Source organism: Solicola gregarius, from assembly GCF_025790165.1.
Taxonomy (GTDB): Bacteria; Actinomycetota; Actinomycetes; order Propionibacteriales; family Nocardioidaceae; genus Solicola; species Solicola gregarius.
In genome coordinates, this window is record NZ_CP094970.1 from 558,142 (window position 1) to 578,565 (window position 20,424).

General features: G+C 69.0%; 21 protein-coding genes. 12 read left to right on the plus strand and 9 right to left on the minus strand.

Features of this window, described 5'->3' with window-relative positions:
- The first annotated feature begins 44 nt into the window (after window positions 1–44).
- Genes L0C25_RS02860 through L0C25_RS02880 form a run of 5 tightly spaced genes read left to right on the plus strand, consistent with a single transcriptional unit; the run spans window position 45 to window position 5,148 of the window.
- Window positions 45–971 (plus strand): DUF2785 domain-containing protein, encoded by a 927-nt coding sequence (locus L0C25_RS02860; protein ID WP_271634871.1) that lies wholly within the window; start codon window positions 45–47, stop codon window positions 969–971.
- 26 nt (window positions 972–997) lie between these two features.
- A complete protein-coding gene (locus L0C25_RS02865; RefSeq protein WP_271634872.1) occupies window positions 998–1,258 on the plus strand; it encodes a DUF3311 domain-containing protein in 261 nt (86 codons plus the stop codon).
- Window positions 1,258–2,904 carry a monocarboxylate uptake permease MctP gene (mctP, locus tag L0C25_RS02870; protein ID WP_271634873.1) on the plus strand — a complete coding sequence of 549 codons (1,647 nt, stop codon included), beginning with the start codon at window positions 1,258–1,260 and terminating at the stop codon, window positions 2,902–2,904. The genes L0C25_RS02865 and mctP overlap by 1 nt, the downstream gene beginning before the upstream one ends.
- Before the next feature lie 55 nt (window positions 2,905–2,959).
- Window positions 2,960–4,645, plus strand: coding sequence for an acetolactate synthase (locus L0C25_RS02875; RefSeq protein ID WP_271634874.1), 1,686 nt, complete (start codon window positions 2,960–2,962; stop codon window positions 4,643–4,645).
- On the plus strand, window positions 4,645–5,148 hold the full coding sequence (locus L0C25_RS02880) for a GNAT family N-acetyltransferase (RefSeq protein ID WP_271634875.1): 504 nt from the start codon (window positions 4,645–4,647) through the stop codon (window positions 5,146–5,148). Before L0C25_RS02875 ends, L0C25_RS02880 begins: the two co-directional genes overlap by 1 nt.
- A gap of 59 nt (window positions 5,149–5,207) precedes the next feature.
- On the opposite strand, the gene L0C25_RS24100 is transcribed toward L0C25_RS02880, so the two are convergent.
- Both L0C25_RS24100 and L0C25_RS02885 read right to left on the minus strand, forming a co-directional pair.
- On the minus strand, window positions 5,208–5,282 hold the full coding sequence (locus L0C25_RS24100; RefSeq protein ID WP_145493031.1) for a 50S ribosomal protein bL37: 75 nt from the start codon (window positions 5,280–5,282) through the stop codon (window positions 5,208–5,210).
- A gap of 53 nt (window positions 5,283–5,335) precedes the next feature.
- Window positions 5,336–5,722, minus strand: a complete 387-nt coding sequence (locus L0C25_RS02885; protein ID WP_271634876.1) for a thioesterase family protein — start codon at window positions 5,720–5,722, stop codon at window positions 5,336–5,338.
- A 424-nt stretch (window positions 5,723–6,146) separates the two neighbouring features.
- Between L0C25_RS02885 and L0C25_RS02890 the strand changes: the two genes are divergently transcribed.
- On the plus strand, window positions 6,147–7,619 hold the full coding sequence (locus L0C25_RS02890; RefSeq protein WP_271634877.1) for an HNH endonuclease signature motif containing protein: 1,473 nt from the start codon (window positions 6,147–6,149) through the stop codon (window positions 7,617–7,619).
- An 88-nt stretch (window positions 7,620–7,707) separates the two neighbouring features.
- Here the strand turns inward: L0C25_RS02890 and rsrA are convergent, their stop codons facing one another.
- The 5 genes from rsrA to L0C25_RS02915 form a co-directional block, all read right to left on the minus strand.
- The gene (rsrA, locus tag L0C25_RS02895; protein WP_271634878.1) at window positions 7,708–7,998 is read right to left on the minus strand and encodes a mycothiol system anti-sigma-R factor; all 291 of its coding nucleotides are present in this window, start codon (window positions 7,996–7,998) and stop codon (window positions 7,708–7,710) included.
- Window positions 7,995–8,612 (minus strand): sigma-70 family RNA polymerase sigma factor, encoded by a 618-nt coding sequence (locus L0C25_RS02900; protein ID WP_271634879.1) that lies wholly within the window; start codon window positions 8,610–8,612, stop codon window positions 7,995–7,997. Before L0C25_RS02900 ends, rsrA begins: the two co-directional genes overlap by 4 nt.
- A 176-nt stretch (window positions 8,613–8,788) precedes the next feature.
- On the minus strand, window positions 8,789–9,466 hold the full coding sequence (locus tag L0C25_RS02905; RefSeq protein ID WP_271634880.1) for an alpha/beta hydrolase family protein: 678 nt from the start codon (window positions 9,464–9,466) through the stop codon (window positions 8,789–8,791).
- Complete coding sequence (locus L0C25_RS02910; protein WP_271634881.1) at window positions 9,463–10,218, minus strand: SOS response-associated peptidase; 756 nt, start codon at window positions 10,216–10,218, stop codon at window positions 9,463–9,465. The genes L0C25_RS02905 and L0C25_RS02910 overlap by 4 nt, the downstream gene beginning before the upstream one ends.
- Window positions 10,219–10,336: 118 nt before the next feature.
- The gene (locus tag L0C25_RS02915; RefSeq protein WP_271634882.1) at window positions 10,337–11,116 is read right to left on the minus strand and encodes a hypothetical protein; all 780 of its coding nucleotides are present in this window, start codon (window positions 11,114–11,116) and stop codon (window positions 10,337–10,339) included.
- Between the two features lie 204 nt (window positions 11,117–11,320).
- Between L0C25_RS02915 and L0C25_RS02920 the strand changes: the two genes are divergently transcribed.
- The 3 genes from L0C25_RS02920 to L0C25_RS02930 all read left to right on the plus strand — a co-directional run bounded on the left by L0C25_RS02920 (window position 11,321) and on the right by L0C25_RS02930 (window position 16,322).
- Entirely contained in the window at window positions 11,321–14,467 is a 3,147-nt protein-coding gene (locus tag L0C25_RS02920) for a sigma-70 family RNA polymerase sigma factor (protein ID WP_271634883.1), read from the plus strand.
- A gap of 155 nt (window positions 14,468–14,622) precedes the next feature.
- The gene (locus tag L0C25_RS02925) at window positions 14,623–15,114 is read left to right on the plus strand and encodes a DoxX family protein (protein ID WP_271634884.1); all 492 of its coding nucleotides are present in this window, start codon (window positions 14,623–14,625) and stop codon (window positions 15,112–15,114) included.
- Complete coding sequence (locus L0C25_RS02930) at window positions 15,111–16,322, plus strand: YibE/F family protein (protein WP_271634885.1); 1,212 nt, start codon at window positions 15,111–15,113, stop codon at window positions 16,320–16,322. The genes L0C25_RS02925 and L0C25_RS02930 overlap by 4 nt, the downstream gene beginning before the upstream one ends.
- Here L0C25_RS02930 and L0C25_RS02935 read toward each other — a convergent pair.
- The gene (locus L0C25_RS02935; protein ID WP_271634886.1) at window positions 16,302–17,168 is read right to left on the minus strand and encodes a sigma-70 family RNA polymerase sigma factor; all 867 of its coding nucleotides are present in this window, start codon (window positions 17,166–17,168) and stop codon (window positions 16,302–16,304) included. The genes L0C25_RS02930 and L0C25_RS02935 overlap by 21 nt on opposite strands.
- An 88-nt stretch (window positions 17,169–17,256) precedes the next feature.
- On the opposite strand from L0C25_RS02935, the gene L0C25_RS02940 reads away from it, so the two are divergent.
- Genes L0C25_RS02940 through rsgA form a run of 3 tightly spaced genes read left to right on the plus strand, consistent with a single transcriptional unit; the run spans window position 17,257 to window position 19,907 of the window.
- The gene (locus L0C25_RS02940) at window positions 17,257–17,610 is read left to right on the plus strand and encodes a DoxX family protein (RefSeq protein ID WP_271634887.1); all 354 of its coding nucleotides are present in this window, start codon (window positions 17,257–17,259) and stop codon (window positions 17,608–17,610) included.
- Window positions 17,611–17,637: 27 nt separating this feature from the next.
- The gene (aroA, locus tag L0C25_RS02945; protein ID WP_271634888.1) at window positions 17,638–18,918 is read left to right on the plus strand and encodes a 3-phosphoshikimate 1-carboxyvinyltransferase; all 1,281 of its coding nucleotides are present in this window, start codon (window positions 17,638–17,640) and stop codon (window positions 18,916–18,918) included.
- Window positions 18,915–19,907, plus strand: a complete 993-nt coding sequence (rsgA, locus tag L0C25_RS02950) for a ribosome small subunit-dependent GTPase A (RefSeq protein ID WP_271634889.1) — start codon at window positions 18,915–18,917, stop codon at window positions 19,905–19,907. The genes aroA and rsgA overlap by 4 nt, the downstream gene beginning before the upstream one ends.
- On the opposite strand, the gene L0C25_RS02955 is transcribed toward rsgA, so the two are convergent.
- Entirely contained in the window at window positions 19,904–20,329 is a 426-nt protein-coding gene (locus tag L0C25_RS02955; RefSeq protein WP_271634890.1) for a nuclear transport factor 2 family protein, read from the minus strand. The genes rsgA and L0C25_RS02955 overlap by 4 nt on opposite strands.
- Window positions 20,330–20,424: the final 95 nt, after the last annotated feature.

Sequence of the window (20,424 nt, forward strand, 5' to 3'; positions counted from 1 at the left end):
ACCTGTCTGGTCCGTCACACGGGTGGCGTGCGACGATATGGGCCGTGTCCGAATCGTACTGGCAAGCCGTCATGAACTCGGGCATGCACGTACCTCGAGACCGCCCTCTGGACGAGCTGACCACCGAGCTCGTCGCCATGCTCGGACACCCGAACCCACGATGGCGCGACGACACCGCATACCCGCTGCTCGCGAGCTGGATCCGCGACGGCGAGTACGACGACCTGCTGGTCGGGCTCGGCGACGGCATCGCCCGCGGGCTTCGCAACGGCCTCGGCGGCGACGGTGACGAGAGCGTGCTGCGCCGTTCGTTCAGCGCGCTGGTGCTCGGGGAGATCATCAACCGCGACAACAACGCACTGCTGCTGTCGTCGAGACCGATCATGCGTTGGGGCGACGAGGCCACCTCGTGGCTCGTACGCGAGCAGGACCTTCGCGGCTGGGTCCACGGCCGCGGATGGGCCCACGCGATCGCGCACGGCGCCGACCTGTTCGGCGCGCTCGCACGCTCGAGGCACCTTGCGCAGATGGAGCTCACGGTGATGCTCGACGTCATTGCCGACCGCCTCCTCGCACCGACGAAGTACGTGTGGCGCCACGGCGAGGTCGACCGCCTCGCGTACACCGTGATCGTCATCCTGCAGCGCGGCAAGGTGCCGCTGAACATCCTCGAGCCCTGGATCGCCCGCCTGGGTGCCGGGGTACGACCCGCGCGTCGTCGCGGTGAGTCACCGAGCGAGTGGCCGACCATCGAGGCCCAGAACACCTCGAACTTCCTTCGCGGGTTGTACGTTCAGCTCGCCCTCGGCGTCCAAGGGCTCCCCGACCTGCGCGACGATGCGGAGCTGTTCAAGGATCCGCCGACGAACCGTGCCGACCTGCTGCTGGCGATCCTCGACCAGATCCGCGCCGAGAGTCCGTGGTTGTTCACACCCGGCTCGGGAAGGCGTACGCTCCCTCCCGGACCGTGATCTCGCTCACTCCGGACGGAGCCGCCATGGCTGATCGACCTCCCGCGGCGCCACGACGCGGACCCCTGCTGATAGCGGGTGTCTGTCTGGCGATCGGCATCATTCTTCCGTTGCTCGTCAGCACGTACACGAGGGTCGACCCGCAGCTGTGGGGCATCCCGTTCTTCTACTGGTACCAGTTCCTGCTGGTCATCATCACGGTCGTGCTGACCTCGATCGCGTACCGGTTCACGCTGCGGTACGAGCAAGCGCGGCGGGCGTATGAGAAGCAGAAGGGGGAGATCTGATGTCGGACGTCGATGGCATCGCCCTCACCGTCTTCCTGTTCTTCTTCATCGTCGTCACCGTGATGGGCTTCCTCGCGGCCAGGTGGCGTCGTGCGACAACCCTCGACAGCCTCGACGAATGGGGTCTCGGCGGCCGCAAGTTCGGGACGTTCGTCGCGTGGTTCCTGATCGGCGGCGACATCTACACCGCGTACACGTTCATCGCCGTGCCGGCAACGCTCTACGCCGGCAGCCTGGTGGGCTTCTTCGCGGTGCCGTACACGATCGTGCTGTACCCGATCATCTTCATCTTCCTGCCCCGCTTGTGGTCGGTCTCGCACCGACACCGCTACGTGACGCCGGCCGACTTCGTACGCGGCCGCTACGACTCGCGGCCGCTGATGCTCGCGGTCGCCTTCACCGGCATCCTCGCCACGATGCCGTACATCGCACTGCAGCTGGTCGGCATCCAGGCCGTGCTCGACGTCATGGGCATCGGCGGCGGCGACGCGAACTGGTTCCAGAAGGACCTCCCGCTGTTCATCGCGTTCGCGATCCTGGCGGCGTACACGTACTCCTCCGGACTACGCGCACCGGCGCTGATCGCGTTCGTCAAGGACGCCCTGATCTACCTCGTCATCATCGTGGCCGTCATCTACCTGCCGACGCAGCTCGGCGGCTGGGACGGCATCTTCGACTCGGTGCAGAACTCCTTCGACACGTTCAACAAGGAGAACGCCGACGCGATCGCCGCGGGCGAGGCCAGTGGCAAGGGCATGATGCCCAATGACATGACGACCTGGGCGTACGCGTCACTGTCGCTCGGCTCTGCGCTCGCGCTGTTCATGTACCCGCACTCGGTGACCGCCGTGCTGTCAACGGGCAAGCGCAACGTCATCCGGCGAAACGCGTCGCTGCTGCCCGCGTACTCGTTCCTGCTCGGCCTGCTGGCGCTCCTCGGGTTCGCCGCCGTCGCTGCGGGGGTGCAGGTGGAGAACGCGCAGCTGGCGATCCCGCAGCTGTTCGAGCAGGAGTTCTCGCCGTGGTTCGCCGGCGTGGCGTTCGCCGCCATCGCGATCGGTGCGCTCGTACCCGCCGCGATCATGTCGATCGCCGCGGCGAACCTGTGGACGCGCAACATCTACAAGGCGTTCATCAGGCCGGACGCGACCGATGCCGACGAGGCTCGACAGAGCAAGCTGATGAGCCTCTTCGTCAAGCTCGGCGCGCTCGTGTTCGTGCTTGCGCTGCCGAGCGACTTCGCGATCAACCTGCAGCTCCTCGGCGGCATCTGGATCCTGCAGACGCTGCCGGCGATCGTGCTCGGGCTCTACACCCGGTGGTTCCACCGGCACGCGCTTCTTGCGGGCTGGGCGGTGGGCTTCGTCTGGGGCACCGTCGTCGCGTACCAGCAGCCGAGTGTCGGCGATCCCGGCAGTCACTTCGGCAGCCCGGTCGCGCCGCTCGAGATCTTCGGGTGGCACCTCAGCGACAAGGCGGTCTACATCGCGGTCACGGCGCTGGTGCTCAACCTCGCGGTCTCGGTCATCATGACCCTGCTGCTGCGATCCGCGAACGTCGCGCGCGGCACGGACCAGACGAAGCCGTCGGACTACCATGCGGACGCGGGCGATGTCGATGTCACCGAGGAGCTTCCCTCCACCTGACGACGGGCACAGGGGTCTTGACGCGCCGAAGCAACACGCCAGTAGCGTTGCGCCCATGACTGACGAGGTCGCGACTCCAGAAGCCGCCGAAGGGCACGAGGGCCACGGCGGCGACCATGCCGTCGACGTGGCACGGGCGCATCGCTGCGAGACCATGTTCACGCTGTCCGGTGCGCACGTCTTCCCGATGTACGACGGCGCCGTGCGGGCCGATCCGCCGATGCGCCTCGTAGACGTACGACATGAACCGTCCGCCGTCTTCGCTGCGGAGGCGACCGGCAAGCTGACCCGCCACCCTGGTCTCGCCGTATTGACCGCGGGTCCCGGGGTCACCAACGGCGTGAGCGCCGTCGCACAGGCACAGTTCGCTGGATCGCCCCTCGTCGTCGTCGGAGGTCGCGCGCCGTCGGGTCGCTGGGGCACGGGGAGCCTGCAGGAGCTGGACCACCCGCCGATCTTCTCGACCATCGCAAAATCGGCGACGACGGCAACGACCGTCGATGAGATCGCGCCTGCGGTCGACAACGCCTTCACGCTCGCCGGCTCGTCGCACCGTGGGCCGACATTCGTCGATGTGCCGATGGACCAGCTGTTCAGCCGGACGACCGTCGAGACGCCGCCCGTACCGGCGTACTCGCGGCTCGACCCCGACACCGCAAGCCTGCAGGCGATCGGGGCGCTGCTCGCCAAGGCGTCGCGACCGATCGTCGTCCTCGGCACGGATGTCTGGGCCGACCGCGCCGAGGTCGCCGCCCGCCGCCTCGTCGACGAGCTCGGCGTGCCCGTCATCGCCAACGGCATGGGTCGCGGCGTCGTACCCGGCGGGCACGACCTGCTCGTCACGAAGGCGCGCAGGGTCGCGCTCGGGCAGTGTGACCTCGCGATCGTCATCGGCGCGCCACTCGACTTCCGACTCGGATACGGCGCCTTCGGCGGCAAGGACGGTGCACCTGCTGCCCAGGTCGTCCACATCGCCGACTCCCCCGGGCAGGTCGCGGCCCATGTCGAGCTCGCCGGCTCGGCGGCCGGTGACCTGAGCGCGTGCATCGACGGGGTCGTCAACGCGACGATCTCGGCCGGCGGCGCCCGGCCCGACTGGACCGCGTGGACCACCGACCTGCGGGCGGCCGTCTCCGCCGCGGTCGAGCGCGACGCCGAGGCGCTCGCCTCGCCGGCCGACCCGATCCATCCGGCACGGGTCTACGGCGAGCTGGTCCCACGTCTTGACGACGACGCGGTCGTGATCGGCGACGGCGGCGACTTCGTGTCGTTCGCAGGCAAGTACGTCGAGCCCCGACTGCCCGGCGGCTGGCTCGACCCCGGACCGTACGGCTGCCTCGGCGCAGGGCTCGGCGCCGCGATGGCCGCCCGGATCGCCCGCCCGTCGAGCCAGGTCGTCGTCCTGTTCGGCGATGGCGCCGCAGGCATGTCGCTGATCGACATCGATACCCTCGTACGCCATGACCTACCGGTCGTGATGGTCGTCGGAAACAACTCCGGCTGGGGACTGGAGAAGCATCCGATGCAGTTCCTGTACGGCTACGACGTCGCCGCCGACCTGGCACCGAACACGCGGTACGACCAGGTGGCGACCGCGCTCGGCGCCGGTGGCGAGGCGGTCACCGATCCGGCCGAGATCGGACCGGCACTCGACCGTGCCTTCGCCTCCGGTGTGCCGTACCTCGTGAACGTGATGACCGACCCGAAGATCGCGTACCCCCGCAACACGACTGGAGTTTGATGATCGAGCTACGCCTCGCGAAGCCCGCGGAGTACGAGCAGGCCGGTCAGGTGACGGTCGCCGGATACGAGGCCGACGGATTCGTCAACGGGCCGGACGGCACCGAGGACCACTACGCGCCGCAGCTCCTGGACGCGGCCAAGCGCGCCGGCGAGGCCGAGCTCGTCGTCGCCGTCGACGAGTCCGACATGGTCCTCGGCACCGTCACGTGGTGCCCGGTCGACTCACCGTGGCGCGAACTGGCCGTACGCCCGGACCAGGGAGAGTTCCGGATGCTGTCCGTGCTCCCCGCCGCGCGACGCCAGGGCATCGCGCGAGCGTTGGTCGAGTGGTGCCTCGAACGCGCCCGCGCGGACGGCCTGAACGAGATCGTGCTGTGCTCGCTGGTGGTGATGAAGGCCGCGCACACGCTCTACGGCTCGTTCGGCTTCCAGCGCGCGCCCGAGCTCGACTGGGAACCCATACCCGGCGTACTGCTCTGGGGATTCCGGCTGAAGCTGTGAGCCGGCCGGGGACATGAAAAGAGCCCCGACCGTCTCCGGTACGGGGCTCGCCGCCCTACTCAGGCGTTGGGGCGCTTGCCGTGGTTCGCGCCCTTCTTACGCCGGTCACGGCGCTTGCGTCCTCGCTTGCTCATGGGATCCTCCTCGTGGGGTCGCAGCCAATGGTCTCATCCGGCGCGATCCGAGGTCACCGGTGGTCTTGCTCGGCCTTGCGCATGAACCGGTCACCGTCGACGACCGCACGATCCACCCGGCCACGCGCGACCGGCCGGTGTGCCGCATCCACCGCCTCGATGTCGAAGCCGAGCGCGCGCCCGTCGACCGAGGTGAGCTGGGCGCGGACGTGGACCTCCTCGCCGACGATCGTCGGTGCCAGGTGCTCGAGCGAGACCCGCGCACCCACACTCGTCGCACCCTTCGGTAGCGCCCTCTCCACCGCCGCACACGTGACGCTCTCGGCCCAAGCGATCAGCCGCGGGGTGCCCAGGACACGTAACGAGCCGCTGCCGAGAGCCTTCGCCGTGTCGTCGTCGCTGACGAGGAACGTACGCGATGCGGCGAGCCCTGGTTGCATGGCGAGATCATCTCAGATCAGGCCACCGGCGTGCACGGGTACGCGACGGAAGCCACCGGCCGAAGCATGACGGAGAAGCAGACAGCTCGCCGGTCTTCGGTGTCTCCGTGCGCTGGGCTTCGGCCTTCACCGCTGTCCGTTCGCGGGGGTGCAGACCGATGGGCGGCGACGAGGTCCGTGTCCGGTGGGCTCGGGTCGCCGGTCGGCTTTCCCGACCATTTCGGTTCCGCTTTCATCGTTTCCGTGCGCTTCGGTGCCGGCTCGGCCCCGTTGCCGATGAAGGAATCTGCGTTTGTGTCGCTGTCCGTACCCAAACGCAGATTCTCTTCGCACCGGGCACCGCCCATTCGCATCCGCCCGCAGAATTTCTCGAACTTTCTCGCAATCCCTTGTGGATAAGGGCCCTGAGCACCCTGTTCTGTCAGTGGCGCCTGGCAGAATATGCACTATGAGGGCGGCCACACTCACCGACGACGCCGAGTCCAAGGACGGGCTCGACGTCGCGCTGGACGCGCGGCGGCACCTGGCGCAAACCGAGGCCGCGCAGTACGACGCGCTCACCGCATACCTGGGCCAGGTCGCCGCGGAGCCCCTTGCGCGGGCGGGTGGTGTGAATGAGTGGACCCGTTACGGCGGGTCCGGCACCCCATCGGTGTCGGAGTACGCGGCGTGTGAGGTCGGCCCTGCACTCGGGCTGTCCGCGTCCGGTGGGCGGGACCTGATCGCCGACGCATTGGATCTCACGTATCGCCTCCCGCAACTGTTCGCGTGCCTGCACGACGGGTCGGTGGATGCGTGGCGGATCCGCAAAGTTGCCCGCAAGACCCGACGATTCACGATCGCCCAGGCAGCCGATGCCGACCGTCGCCTGTCGGCGGCGAATGTGGACGGGACGCCGTTGATCGCGCGGGTCGGCATGGGGCGGGTGAACCAGATCCTGGACCAGATCCGCATCGTCGAGGATCCCGACGACCCCGAAACCCGGCGCAACGAGGGCCGGAACCGTCGGAGTGTGTCGATCTGGCCCGAGGACGGTGTCGCCCGCATCTCCGGCACCCTGACCCTCGACGACGGCAAACGGCTGGACCAACGCCTCGACCAGATCGTCGAATCGCTGCGGTTCCTCGGCGACAACCGCTCCTACGACATCCTCCGCTCCGTCGCGCTCGGGATGCTCGACGAACCCGACAGCCTCGACGACCTCTACCGCCAAGTCCACAAGGCCCGCAGCGCCGGCGCCGGCGACGACACCCAGACCGACACCCAGCCCGACAACCAACCCGACCAGACCGACCAGGCCAGCGCCGCCGGTGAGACCGAGCCGAAGCCAAAGCCGCCCGGCGACGGCGAGCGGCCCGACGCGTTCACCCGCCCACGGCGCGGCCGCGGGATGCGGGCAACGACCCTATATGTGCATTTCGACCGGACCTGGGGCACCTGGTCCCTCGACGACGTCGGCGCCATCACCCGATCCGAAGCACACGAGATCCTCGGCCACTCGAACGTGACGATCAAACCCGTCATTGACCTCGAGACCACCATCTCGGCCACCGGATACGTCGCACCACCGCGGCTCAAGGAACAGCTCGCGCTGATGAACGCCAGCACCTGCACCTTCCCGCACTGCACACGTCCAGCCAGGGTCGGCGACTACGACCACATCATCAACCACGCAGACGGCGGCGAAACCGACTCCAGAAACGGCCACCGATTGTGTCGGTATCACCACCGCGCGAAAACCTTCACCGCATGGACCGTGCAATCACCCGCACCCGGCATCTGGCTCTGGCAATCACCCGCCGGACGGTCCTACCTCGTCACCGGCGGAACGACCACGAAGTTGCCCGGTCGGGTAACGAAGTCGCCGCAAACCCGCCGAAAACAGCGCGTCGCTTAGGCTCCCCGCCACGACAGCACCACCGCGGCGGGGCACCGGCATGCCTGCGCACGAATCCCGGGCGGTTACCGCCTACGCGGCGGCTCGATCAGCCGAGGCCGGGCTCGCCCGCGTCGCGGGTGGTGACCGAAACGCTCACCGTGCGGATCGTGGTCAGCACCCGTGCCTTCAGCGGCTCGGGGGCGTGCTCATGGCAGGAACGGGCGACGATCTTCTTGATGATGCGCTCGACGTCGTACTCGCTCAGGCATGGTGCGCACTCGGCAAGGTGCCGCTCGATGGTCGCGATGTCGGCGTTCGCGAGCTCGTTGTCGATCGCGACGTAGAGGCTCTCCAGCGCTTCGCGGCACTCGCTGTCGTTCTCGTCGCCACAGCTCATGACGCGGCACCTGCCTTCGTCACGCCACGGTCGCGGGCGTAGTCCTCGAGCATGTCTCGCAGCTGCCGTCGCCCCCGGTGCAGCCGCGACATGACGGTACCGATCGGCGTACCCATGATCTCGGCAATCTCCTTGTACGGGAATCCCTCGACGTCGGCGAGGTAGACGGCGTACCGGAAGTCTTCGGGGAGCGCCTGCAGCGCCTCCTTGACCTGAGTGTCCGGCAGACCCTCGAGTGCTTCCATCTCGGCCGACTTCAAGCCGGACGAGGTGTGCGACTCGGCCGCGGCGAGCTGCCAGTCCTCGACCTCTTCGGTCATCTGCTGCTGGGGCTGGCGCTGCTTCTTGCGGTACGAGTTGATGTAGGTGTTCGTGAGGATCCGGTACAGCCAAGCCTTCAGGTTGGTGCCCTGCTTGAACTGGTGGAAGGCGCTGTACGCCTTCGCGTACGTCTCCTGCACGAGGTCCTCGGCGTCCTGTGGGCTGCGCGTCATGCGCAGGCCCGCCGAGTACAGCTGATCGATGTACTGGATGGCGTCACGTTCGAACCGCGCGGCTCGCTCCTGCGGGGTCTCCTCGGCCGAGTCGACGGTCGCATCATTGGGTTCGCTCATTGCGTTCCAGCGTACTCCGCGACCCTGACCACCGCCGTCTTGTCCCACAGTGCGGGAGATCGTCAGCGTACGAGCGGCGGCCGGAATCTCGGGCGGGCGTTCGGTCACGCGTGTCTCCACGTATCCTCCAGATCGGTGTCGTACGTCACCCACGCTGGCGCCTACGCGGGCATCACCTAGTTCAACAAGGAACCGTCGGAGGATGTTCCCGGGAGGTCGTGCTTCAGCCGGGCGGCGATCCACTGCAGAATCGTCGTCGCGACGAGCCGATATGTGGCGTCCTGGTCGACCGGCGCCCGCTTGGGCACGACCATCGAGTGGTCGGCGTACGGGACCCTCGCCAGCGTCAGCTGCGGCGGGAACTCCTCGGGCGCGCCGAGCTCGTCACGCTCCCCCTGAACCACGAGTACGGGCACCCGGGCGCCGTCGAGCTCGTCGATCCGGCTGCGTTCGGGTCTGCCCTTCGGGTGCAGCGGGAACGACACGGCGACCGCGCCGACACCACCGAGCCGTCGGGCATGGCGGCATGCCAACCGAGCGCCCGTACTGCGGCCCCCGACGAAGGTCGGTGTCTGGGGACGAAGCCGGTTGACCATGGCGACGAACGACTCGTCGAGCACGGTACGACTCGGGGCGATCCGCCGCCCCTGGCCGACCCACGGCAGCTCGAGCATCGCGGTGTTCACGCCGTACGACGGCAGGCTGATCGCGATGCGTCGAAGGTCGCCGGTCTCGATGCCCGCACCGGCGCCGTGCGTCATGATCAGCGTCGCGAACGGACTCGGCGCCCGCCGTTGCACAAGTCTGCCCGGGCCGTGCGGCGTCTCCAGGGTGCGCCGCTCGATCGTGATCACCGATCGCCGCCCTCGGCAGCGATCGGATCCAGCAGCTGGGGCCCGTTGTTGCGGGCGTTGTTGACCTCGGTCGACACGGGGTACGCCTCCAGGCGGCCGGGCGCCGCGGGCACGAGCAGGCCGAGCAGGTCGTCCTTCTCGGAGCGGTCGGGATCGAGCCACGCGTGGTAGCGATCCGGCTCGACGAGCAACGGCATCCGGTCGTGGATATGGCCGACGTCGTCCTCCGCCTTGGTGGTCAACACGGTGCACGTCCAGCGAAACGCTTCGTCGTCGCCGTCGTTCTTGGTCGGGTCGCGCCAGATCTCGTACAACCCGGCCATGGCGAGTACGCCGCCGTCACGCGGCGTGATGAAGAACGGTTGCTTGATCGGCTTGCCCTTGGCGTTGCGCTGCTCGGTCTCGTACCACTCGAAGTAGCCGTCCGCGGGCAACAGCGCGCGACGCACGGCGAACGCCTTCCGGAACGACGGCTTCTCCGCGACGGTCTCCATCCGGGCGTTGATCATCCGGTTGCCGATCGCGGGGTCCTTCGCCCAGCTGGGTACGAGGCCCCAACGCAGCATCCGCAGCTGGCGCACCGGATCGGCATCGGACTCGCCGCGGGGCCGGCGCTCTACGACCGCAGGCACCTGTTTGGTGGGTGCGACGTTGTAGTCGGCGAGCACCTCGCTCGGCGCGTACTCGGGCTGGATGTCGAACTCGGCCGCAAGGTCTGCCGACGAACGGCTGTTCGCATACCTTCCACACACGGCACACAGACTGCCACAAGCGCGGGTCTGCGCGGGCGCCCGTCGTGCGAAGATGGCGAGCGACGATTCCGCCGGCCCCGTGATCCGGCGGAATCGTCGCTCTGTTGTGGAGGGGACCTCAGCGTGCGAGCTCGTCGAGCAACAGGCTCGCAGCGGAGCTCGTCGACGGAAGTCCCTCGATCCACACCCTCGCCGACCCGACCGGCGCGGAGCCGGCCCCCTGAGTGGCGAGGAGCTCTTGGGTGGCCGAGACGGCCATGGGCAGATCGGCGTCTCGCTGGGTGATGGCGATCACCCGGTGGGTACCGGCCCGCCCGATCGTGAGGCGGTCGTCGAAGGCGGTACGCAGGGCTTCGGCGACGTCGAGCATCGCCAGACCACCCCACGCCGGCAGTGCCATCCGGTCGCGCGGCACCTCGACAACGACGAGCGCCCACTGCTCGGTCACGGCGACACCCGTGCGCTCACATTGGCGGAACGCCTCGTTCAAGCCGCTGCGTACGTGCGGCAGGCTGGCCAGCCCGGTCAGCGGGTCCTCGCACGACATCGCGTGGATGTACTGCAGGGACGACTCGGACCATGCCATCGTGAGGGCGCGCGTGACGTCGAACGGTGGCTCGCTGTCGCGAACGACGCGATACACCCGCTCGAGACCGTCCAGCACCTCATCCAGGGGGATGCCGGCGTCGGCGGCCGATTCGCCGATGCGAACGCAGGCACCGTCCAGCTCGCCCCCGAGTACGAGGCGTTCGACGAGCGCGTCGAACCCGGTCGGGAGGTTCTCGCCCAGCTGCCTCGAGACCCGACGATGTCGCAGCTCGGCACGTACAACGCCCCATTTGCGGTCCTCGCGTACGTCGACCGGCGACCGGCGCGCCGGTCCTGTGAACCACACCACGTCGTCACCTCCTCGGGTTCTCGTTGCCCTGACAGAGGTGAAACGGGGCTGCGCCGGACCTATGACGCGACTTTGCGAACTTTTTCCGATTTCTTTCACTACGCTGGGTCCGACGACAGATCGCACGGGCCAGCTGACGTCCGTTACGCTGACACGCGCCCGAATATCGCCGTCATAATGGTTCAGAAAGGCCGTCTCAAGGTTGTGAGCACACTTGCCGCGCAGCCCGATGCGCCGAGCGACGCGGAGCTGATCTCCCGCGTTCGCGCGGGTGATCAGGCTGCCTACGGCGTGCTGTTCGAGCGGCACAGTGAGGCGGCGCGGCGGATGGCGCGCCAGCTCGTCCACGGCCCGGACGTCGACGATCTCGTCTCCGAGGCGTTCACCAAGGTCCTCATCCAGCTCCAACGCGGCGGTGGGCCCGATGTCGCGTTCCGGGCGTACCTGCTCACCGCGATCCGGCGGCTGCACGTCGACCGCGCGCGGATCAACAAGCGGCTGCACGTGACCGACGATCTCGACGCGCTCGACCAGGACGTCGAGTTCGACGACCCGGCGACCGCGAGCTTCGAGCGCGGAGCGGCATCGCGGGCGTTCGCGTCGCTGCCGGAACGCTGGCAGCTCGTCTTGTGGCACCTCGAGGTGGAGGGCCAGAAGCCCGCCGACATCGCCCCGTTGCTCGGCATGAGCCCGAACAGCGTCGCCGCGCTCGCTTACCGAGCGCGAGAGGGTCTCCGTCAGGCGTACCTGCAGAGCCATCTCACCGATACCGCCGACGCCACGTGCCGGTGGACCACCGAGCACCTTGGCGCCTACGTACGCAAGGGCCTGGCGAAGCGCGACTCTGCGAAGGTCGAGTCGCATCTGAACGGCTGCCACCGCTGCACCGCGGTGTACCTCGAGCTCACCGAGGTCAACTCGAACCTCTCCGGGCTGCTCGCCCCGGCACTGCTCGGCGTCGCGGCACCCGGATACCTCGCCGCGACCGGTACGAAGGTCGGCCTGCTGCTGCTCGCCCCGTGGGCGAAGCTCAAGGAGGCCGGCGCCGCCGCGCAGGCGGGCGCTGCCGCCGCGGCGGTCGCTGCGGTCGTCGGCGTCGCCGCGGTGGCGGGCGGGCTCGGCGGCAGCGACCAGCCCGAAACCAGCGCCGAGTCGGCGGCGAGCCAACCGGCACCGGACTCCGCCACCACCGTTCCCGATACGAACGACTCGCCCCCCGACGACTCGACCAACACCGAGCAGCCGCCCGAGACCGACAACGAGCCCCCGCCGCCGGACAACCAGACCGAGGAGCCGCCACCCGACGACGAGACCGAAACGCCACCCGACGACGGCACGGACAACACGGGGCCGGATACACCGACGGACGTCTCCGGTGATATCTCCGGAGACGACGTGGTCCTGAACTGGTCGCCGGTGTCGGACGCCACCGGATACCGCGTGTACCGCACCGCGTCATCGACGACGCAGGCGCGGGCCGCCCTGTCGTTCGGCTCCCGAGCGGTCGGTGTCTCGTACGTACAGCCCGCGTCACCGCGCGCGGGGAGCCTGATCAGCGGCACGATCGCGGCGACCTCGTACGTCGACAGCACGCCGGTCGACGGCTTCCACTACACCTACTCGATCACCGCGATCGGCGAGGACGGCGAGGAGTCCGCGGTCTCCGAGCCCATCACCGTGACGTACGACCCTGTGCCCGGCGCCCCGACCGAGCTACGCGGGCAAGCGAGCGAGTCCGGCGTCGCGCTTCGCTGGCAAGGCAACTCCGAACCGGACTTCGTCGAGTACGAGATCCTGCGCGACGGTGAGCCGCTGGCGACCTCGACCGGGCCGGAGTTCACCGATGCGTCTGCGACCGACGGTTCGACCTACACGTACAGCGTGCGGGCGGTCGACCGCGCGGGCCAGGAGTCGGAGTTGTCCGAGCAGGTCTCGGTCGCATACGACCCCGTGCCGGCAGCCCCGACGGGTGTCGTGGCCGAGGTACGCGGCAGCGAGATCGTCGTGAACTGGGCCGCCAACGGCGAGCCCGACCTGAAGACGTACGAGGTCTTCCGCAACGGAACCCCGATCGGCCGCACCACCGACCCCACCTTCGCCGACGGCAACATCGTCGACGGACAGACCTACACGTACTCCGTCGTCGCGATCGACAACGGCGACCAGGCGTCGGCTGCCTCGGCCCAGGCGTCGGCGACGTACGACCCGGCGCCCGCGGCGCCGACGGGAGTGGCCGCCGAGGTCCAGGGCGAAAAGATCGCGCTGCATTGGAATGCGGGCAGCGAACCCGACCTGAAGACGTACGAGGTGTTCCGCAACGGAACCCCGATCGGCCGCACCGCCGACCCCACCTTCGCCGACGGCAACGTCACCGACGGACAGACCTACACGTACTCGGTCGTCGCCATCGACAACGCCGACCACACCTCGCCCAGGTCGGCACCGACCTCGGCAACGTACGACCCTGCACCGGCGGCGCCGACCGGGCTGACGGCCAAGGCCGAAGGCCACAAGGTCAAGGTCGACTGGGCCGCGAACAAGGAGCCCGACGTCGGCTCGTACCGCGTCTATCGCAACGGCAACCCCCTCGCGACGCTGAAGACGCCGGGGTACGTCGATGACACGGCACCCGACGGCGCGACGACGTACTCGGTCATCGCGATCGACAAGGCCGGACACGAGTCGGCGAGGTCTGAAACCAACTCGGCGGACATCGCCCCGGATGCGCCGAAGGGGCTCACGGCCACGGCGGTCGAGCGCGGAATCTCCCTCAACTGGGAGCGCGTCAACTCCGACATCACCGAGTACATCGTGCTGCGTGGCGGTGAGGCGATCGACCGGACGAGCGCGACGTCGTACGTCGACCGGACCGCCGAGGAGGGCAGGCCACACACGTACCGGGTCCGGGCTGTCGACGGGAACGGCAGCGTTTCGGAGGCGTCCAACGACGCGACCGCCCATTGGGACGGGAGCCCGAGCGCGCCGACCGGGCTGTCCTGGCACCTGACCGGACCGGTGCTGCATTTCTCCTGGAACACGAACCCCGAGCCGGACATCGACCACTACGAGGTCACCCTCGACGGCGAGGCCGTCGACTGGGTGCTAGGCACGCACGCAACGGACGGCGGTCACTGGGGACGGGTGACGCATACGCTACGGGTCGTCGCCATCGACCGCGCCGGAAACCGATCGCCGGTTGCCGAGCTCAGGTTCACCCACGACCGCCAGCTGCGGGCCCGTCTCGAGGCCGGCACCGGCGACGACGCAGCGGGCGCCCCGGAGCACCGCGGCCGCCGTGACGGACCGGAGACACCCGGCGACGACCAGCTCGGCGGCTTCGGCCTGCGCTGACCTGGTCGGATTGGGTCATCGAACGGCCGGCGTTGAAAGGAATCTGCCTTTGGGTCGAACGGTGCGTCCAAAGGCAGATTCCTTCGTCGTAGCCCGGCTCGCGCCGTGATCGACACCGCGTGCACGTCGGATCGCGAGCGGGTAAGAATGGGGGCATGACAATGCTCCGCACCGTTGCCCGACCGATGCTGGCGTCGATGTTCCTGATCGGCGGGGTCAACTCGCTGAGGAACGCGAAGGCGATGGCCCCGACCGCGCAGCCCTTCGCCGACCAGATCGACAAGCTCGCGCCCGATACGCCGGTGCCGACGGATGCCGTCACCCTCGTACGCGCGAACGGCGCGGCCCAGGTGGTCGGAGGCGCCCTGCTGGCGACCGGGCGGGTCCCGCGTCTCGCGGCGTTCATGCTCGCGGGCACGCTCGTACCGACGACGCTCGGTGCGCACCGCTTCTGGGACGAGCAGGATCCCGCCGTCAAGCAGAACCAACAGGTGCACTTCTTCAAGAACGTCTCCATCCTCGGCGGTCTGCTGATGGCGACGCTCGACCCCGATCCGCACAAGAAGCTGCTGATCCGCCGGGCGAAGGATCGCACGGTCGAGGCCGCCGATCGCGCGGTGGAGAAGGTGGAGAAGATCCGCTCGTGAGCCATGCCGGTGGTCGGCGCCGCCGTGGTGACGCCGACCACGGGCACACGCACGACCTGTCGTCACTCAGCGGAGACGGTGCGACACCGTCTCCGCTGATCCGCAACACGCTCACCGGCATCGTCGTACTCGTCGGCCTGTGTGCCGCCGTCGCCATGGTCGTGCTCTGGCCACACGGCGATGCCGAGAAGGTGCCCGAGGGGTACGCCGGCGAGCGCGTCAGCACCACGATCACGGCGATCGAGAAGTGCCCCGACAGCGCGGACTGCCTCCAGGCAACCGCCGAGATCGACGGCGAGGCCACGGACGTACGCCTGCCCGTCGGAACGGGCGCACCGGCGTTCTCGGTCGGTGACAAGATCCTCGTCAACGGCGACGGTGCGGAGACCGCGGCCGGGTCGGCGGAGCCGCAGCGCTCGTTCCTCGACTTCGACCGCACCACTCCGCTGATCTGGCTGACCGTGCTGTTCGTGACGGCCGTGATCCTGCTCTCGCGTTGGAAGGGGGTCGCGTCCCTGGTCAGTCTCGGCGTCTCGCTCCTCGCCGTGACGGCATTCGTCGTACCCGCCCTGATCGACGGCAAGAATCCGCTCGCGGTCGCGCTCACGGCCGCGGCGCTGATCATGATCGTCGCGGTGTACTCCTCACAGGGCGTCAACGTGCGCTCCTCGGTCGCGCTCGTCGGTACGCTCGCCTCGCTCGCGGTCGCGGGAGGCATCGGCGCCGTGTTCACCCAGATCGGCAACTTCACCGGTTTCAGCGACGAATCGATGAAGTTCCTGGTCGCCATCATCGGCGACGTCGACGTGAGTGGGCTGCTGCTCGCCGGGCTGATCATCGGCGCGCTCGGCGTACTCGACGACGTGACCGTGACGCAGACGGCGGCCGTGTGGGAGATCTCCTCGGCGGATCCGAGCGCAACCCGCCCGGAGGTCTTCGCCGCGGCGATGCGCATCGGCAGAGCGCACGTGTCGGCGACCGTCAACACCCTCGTGCTCGCGTACGTCGGCGCCTCACTCCCCCTCCTGATGCTGATGGCGGCGATCGACGCGTCGGCCCGCGACCAGATCCTCTACGAGGGCGTGGCCCAAGAGGTCGTACGCGGGCTCGCGGGCAGTCTCGGCATCGTCGCCGCCGTACCGATCACCACCGCGCTCGCGACCCTCGTCGCCACAACGACGCGGCCGCTAGAGCACAGCGAGGTCTAGCCGCTCGAGCCGGTCGGGCTCGGCGACGACCTCGTACTCGCTGACCCGGTCGCCGTCGACGGTCACCCGGAGCGCAACCGCCAACCGGCCGGAGCGTACGACGATGGCACCGACCGCGCCGTCGACGAGTGCGGGCACTGCGTACCGTGCCATCCGCGCAAAAACGACGGTGTTCTCCGCCACCCCGCGAGCGCCGCGTACGACCGCCGCTGCACCCGGCGGCAATGCTGCGGGGTCCGCGCGCCGTACGACATCGGGCGCCAACACGTCGAGCAGTGACCCCAGGTCACCGCTGCGCGCCGCCACGAGGAACCGCTCGACGACCTGGCGATGCTGCGCGAGCACCTCGTCGGCGGGGCGATGAACACCGCGGACCCGACCGCGTGCTCGGCTCGCCAGCTTCTTCGTGGTCGCCGGTGTGCGGTCGACTATCGGCGCGATGTCGCTGAACGGCACCGCGAAGACGTCGTGCAGCACGAACGCGACGCGCTCCGCCGGGTCGAGCCGGTCGAGCACGATGAGCATGGCGAGTCCGACGGAGTCGGCGAGCACCGGCTCCTGCTCGGGATCACGCGCCGCCGGGTCGGCCGGCGACACCGAGTCGAGCCGCTGCTCGCGCCTCCCCTTGCGCGCACGAAGCAGGTCGAGGCAGATCCGGGACACGACCGTCGTCAACCAACCGGCGAGGTTCTCTACGTCGCGAACATCGGATCGGGCGAGACGCAGCCAGGTCTCCTGCACGGCGTCGTCCGCCGCACTCGCATCGCCGAGCATCCGGTACGCGACCGCGTGCAGGTGCCCGCGATGCGGCTCGAAGCGGTCGGCCAGTCGCTGCTGATCCGACATCGGTCACCTTTCCCCGGCGGCATCCGTCACGGGCACGAGAAGACGGCGGAGGGCTTCCGCCGGTGAGACCCGTTTCAGGAGAGTACGCATGTTCACCCTCGACGTCACCGTCGTCATCATCGCGGCGGCCGCGAACCTGACGTTCGCCATTCTCGACCTGCGCCGATCGGAGTGGGTGCTCGACAACATGACCAGGGTCGGCGTGCCGTCCTCGTGGTTGTACCCGCTGGGTGCCTTGAAGGCGGCAGGAGCGATCGGCTTGCTCGTCGGCATCTGGGTACCGCCGATCGGGATCGCGGCGGCGACCGGCCTGGTCCTGTTCTTCGTCGGAGCGCTCGTCACGCACGTCCGCGCACATGCCGATGCCGTGTCGAACCTGTATCCGGGAGCGTTCCTGCTGCTCGCCGCGGGAGCGCTCACCCTGCAACTGACCGCGGCCTGAGAGCGGACCCTCGGTAGGCTGGCGGCGATGACCGAGTCCGAAGCCGCCGTTGCCTGGGCCGCGCCGTACCGCGCGGACCCGATCGACGCGACCGCGAACCTCCCGGGCTCGAAGTCGCTGACCAACCGGGTGCTCGTGCTGGCCGCGCTCGCGGACGCGCCGTCGCACATCGTGGCGCCGCTACGCGCCCGCGACACCGAGCTGATGGCGTCGGCCCTGCGCTCGCTCGGTACGCGGATCGACGAGACCGCCGACGGCTGGCGTGTCGAGCCCGGCCCGCTCCGCGGTCCCGCGGAGGTCGACTGCGGTCTCGCCGGCACGGTGATGCGCTTCGTACCGCCCGTCGCCGCGCTGGCGAGCGGTGACGTGTCGTTCGACGGCGACCCCTATGCACGCGAGCGTCCGATGAGCACCGTGCTCGCGGCGTTGCGCGACCTCGGCGTCGTGATCGACGACGGCGGACGCGGGGCACTGCCCTTCATCGTGCACGGCACAGGCGATGTTCCCGGCGGCGTGGTGACCATCGACGCATCCGCGTCGAGCCAGTTCGTATCGGCGCTGCTGCTGTCGGGCTGCCGATACCGAGACGGCGTGGACGTACGCCACTCGGGCAAGCCCGTCCCATCGATGCCGCACATCGACATGACGATCACCCAGCTACGTACGCGTGGTGTCGAGGTCGACGACTCAGAGCCGGATCGCTGGGTCGTACGGCCAGGCACGCCGAAGGCTGTCGACGTACGCGTGGAGCCCGATCTGTCGAACGCCGGCCCGTTCATCGCGGCCGCGCTGGCGACCGGCGGCCGGGTACGTGTCTCGGACTGGCCTGAGGCGACCGACCAAGCGGGCGACCGCTGGCGCGAGATCGCAACCCTGATGGGCGCGACGGTGGTACGTGACGACAGTGACCTGGTCGTCGACGCCACGGGCGCCATCCGCGGTGTCGACCTCGACCTGCACGACGTCGGCGAGCTGACGCCCGTTGTCGCGGCGCTCTGCGCCCTCGCCTCCGCACCCTCGTACCTGCGCGGCATCGGCCACCTGCGCGGCCACGAGACCGACCGCCTCGCGGCCATCGCGGCGGAGATCAACGCACTCGGCGGCGACGTGACCGAGCTCGACGACGGGCTCGAGGTACGCCCGCGCCCCCTGCATCGCGGCACGTTCGCGACGTACGCCGACCACCGCATGGCGCATGCCGGCGTGGTGCTCGCGCTCGGCGTCGACGGTGTGCGCGTCGAGAACATCGCCACCACTGCGAAGACCTACCCCGGCTTCGCCGATGAGTGGGAGCGGTTCGTCCGGTGAGCTCGCGGTACGACGAGTACGCACAGTACGACCGACCGCGCCGGCATACTCGACCGCGTACCAAGGACCGGCCGAACTACGACGACGCCTCGGCGGGTCAGGTCGTCACCATCGACCGCGGCCGCTACACGCTGCTGCTCGACGACGCCGACGGCCGCCGCATCGTGACCGCGATGAAGTCGAGAGGCCTTGGACGCAAGGGCGTCGTCGTCGGCGACGAGGTACGAGTGGTCGGCGATACGAGCGGTGCACCCGACACTCTCGCCCGGATCGTCGAGGTCGAGCCCCGTAAGACCGTCCTCCGCCGCACGGCCGACGACGACGATCCCGTCGAGCGGATCATCGTCGCCAACGCGCGCCGGCTCGTCATCGTCACCGCGCTCGCCGACCCGCCGCCGCGCCCGTCGCTGGTGGATCGGTGTCTGGTCGCCGCGTACGACGCCGGGATGACACCGCTGCTCTGCCTGACGAAATCGGATCTCGCGCCTGCGGACGACCTCGTCGCCTCGTACGCGCCGCTCGGGGTCGACACCGTCGTGACCCGACACGACGGGCCGCTCGACGAGCTGGAATCCCGGCTACGCAACGAGACCAGCGTGCTGGTCGGCCACAGCGGCGTCGGCAAGTCGACGCTGGTGAACCGGCTGGTCCCCGACGCCGAACGGGTGACGAGCGACGTCAACGCGGTCACGGGTCGGGGCCGTCATACGTCCACCTCGGCGATCGCGCTCGCGCTGCCCGAGGGCGGGCTGATCGTCGACACCCCGGGCATCCGCTCGTTCGGACTCGCTCATGTCGAAGCCGACGAGCTGATCGACGCGTTCGCCGACCTCGCCGAGGCCGCCGTCGACTGCCCCCGCGGGTGTACGCACGGCGCCGACGAGCCCGAGTGCGCACTCGACTCCGCCGTCGAGTCCGGCACCCTCGACTCCCGTCGAGTCGAGTCGTTCCGTCGCGTGCTCGCCAGCCTGAGCGCACCCACGTACTAGCCGGAGAACGCCTGTGCGACGGCCAGGCTGTCCTCGTACACGTGGTTGCGGATGACCAACCCGTCCTGGAAGGTCACGTGCAGGGCGAAGCGCGACCGGTACGCACGGCCGGTCGGCTTCGCCGTCTGCCGGATCTCCCCGAACACGACGGCGTCGTCGCCGTCGACGAGGATCGACTCGACCTGCGTATCCGCTTCGCCCGGTACGTGGTATTCGCCGAGCAGACGCGTGAGATCGGCCATGTCGGCGCGCGTCGACCGGTGCCGGATCCAGGGAGTCTCGGAGCGCCCGTGCTCGTACGCGGGCCAGTCGACCAACCAGTCGACGTCGTCGGCGTACAGCTCCGCGACCGCCTCCGGGTCGCCGGAACCGATTCGTTCCAGCAGTCGCTCGACGAGCGTGCGGGTGGGTGTCGCGGTCATGTCGTTCCTCCGTGTCCAGTGGCAGATGTGACAAGCATGTCCGGTGCCTGCTGCCGAACGCGATTACCCGTGAGGTAAGGCCTACGGGTGAGCGG

Excerpts from the sequence above, each read along its gene's own strand:
- L0C25_RS02865 (WP_271634872.1), top strand. The coding sequence starts at position 998 with ATGGCTGATCGACCTCCCGCGGCGCCACGACGCGGACCCCTGCTGATA.
- mctP (WP_271634873.1), top strand. The coding sequence starts at position 1,258 with ATGTCGGACGTCGATGGCATCGCCCTCACCGTCTTCCTGTTCTTCTTC.
- L0C25_RS02875 (WP_271634874.1), top strand. The coding sequence starts at position 2,960 with ATGACTGACGAGGTCGCGACTCCAGAAGCCGCCGAAGGGCACGAGGGC.
- L0C25_RS02880 (WP_271634875.1), top strand. The coding sequence starts at position 4,645 with ATGATCGAGCTACGCCTCGCGAAGCCCGCGGAGTACGAGCAGGCCGGT.
- L0C25_RS02885 (WP_271634876.1), bottom strand. The coding sequence starts at position 5,722 with ATGCAACCAGGGCTCGCCGCATCGCGTACGTTCCTCGTCAGCGACGAC.
- rsrA (WP_271634878.1), bottom strand. The coding sequence starts at position 7,998 with ATGAGCTGTGGCGACGAGAACGACAGCGAGTGCCGCGAAGCGCTGGAG.
- L0C25_RS02900 (WP_271634879.1), bottom strand. The coding sequence starts at position 8,612 with ATGAGCGAACCCAATGATGCGACCGTCGACTCGGCCGAGGAGACCCCG.
- L0C25_RS02925 (WP_271634884.1), top strand. The coding sequence starts at position 14,623 with ATGACAATGCTCCGCACCGTTGCCCGACCGATGCTGGCGTCGATGTTC.
- L0C25_RS02935 (WP_271634886.1), bottom strand. The coding sequence starts at position 17,168 with ATGTCGGATCAGCAGCGACTGGCCGACCGCTTCGAGCCGCATCGCGGG.
- L0C25_RS02940 (WP_271634887.1), top strand. The coding sequence starts at position 17,257 with ATGTTCACCCTCGACGTCACCGTCGTCATCATCGCGGCGGCCGCGAAC.
- aroA (WP_271634888.1), top strand. The coding sequence starts at position 17,638 with ATGACCGAGTCCGAAGCCGCCGTTGCCTGGGCCGCGCCGTACCGCGCG.
- L0C25_RS02955 (WP_271634890.1), bottom strand. The coding sequence starts at position 20,329 with ATGACCGCGACACCCACCCGCACGCTCGTCGAGCGACTGCTGGAACGA.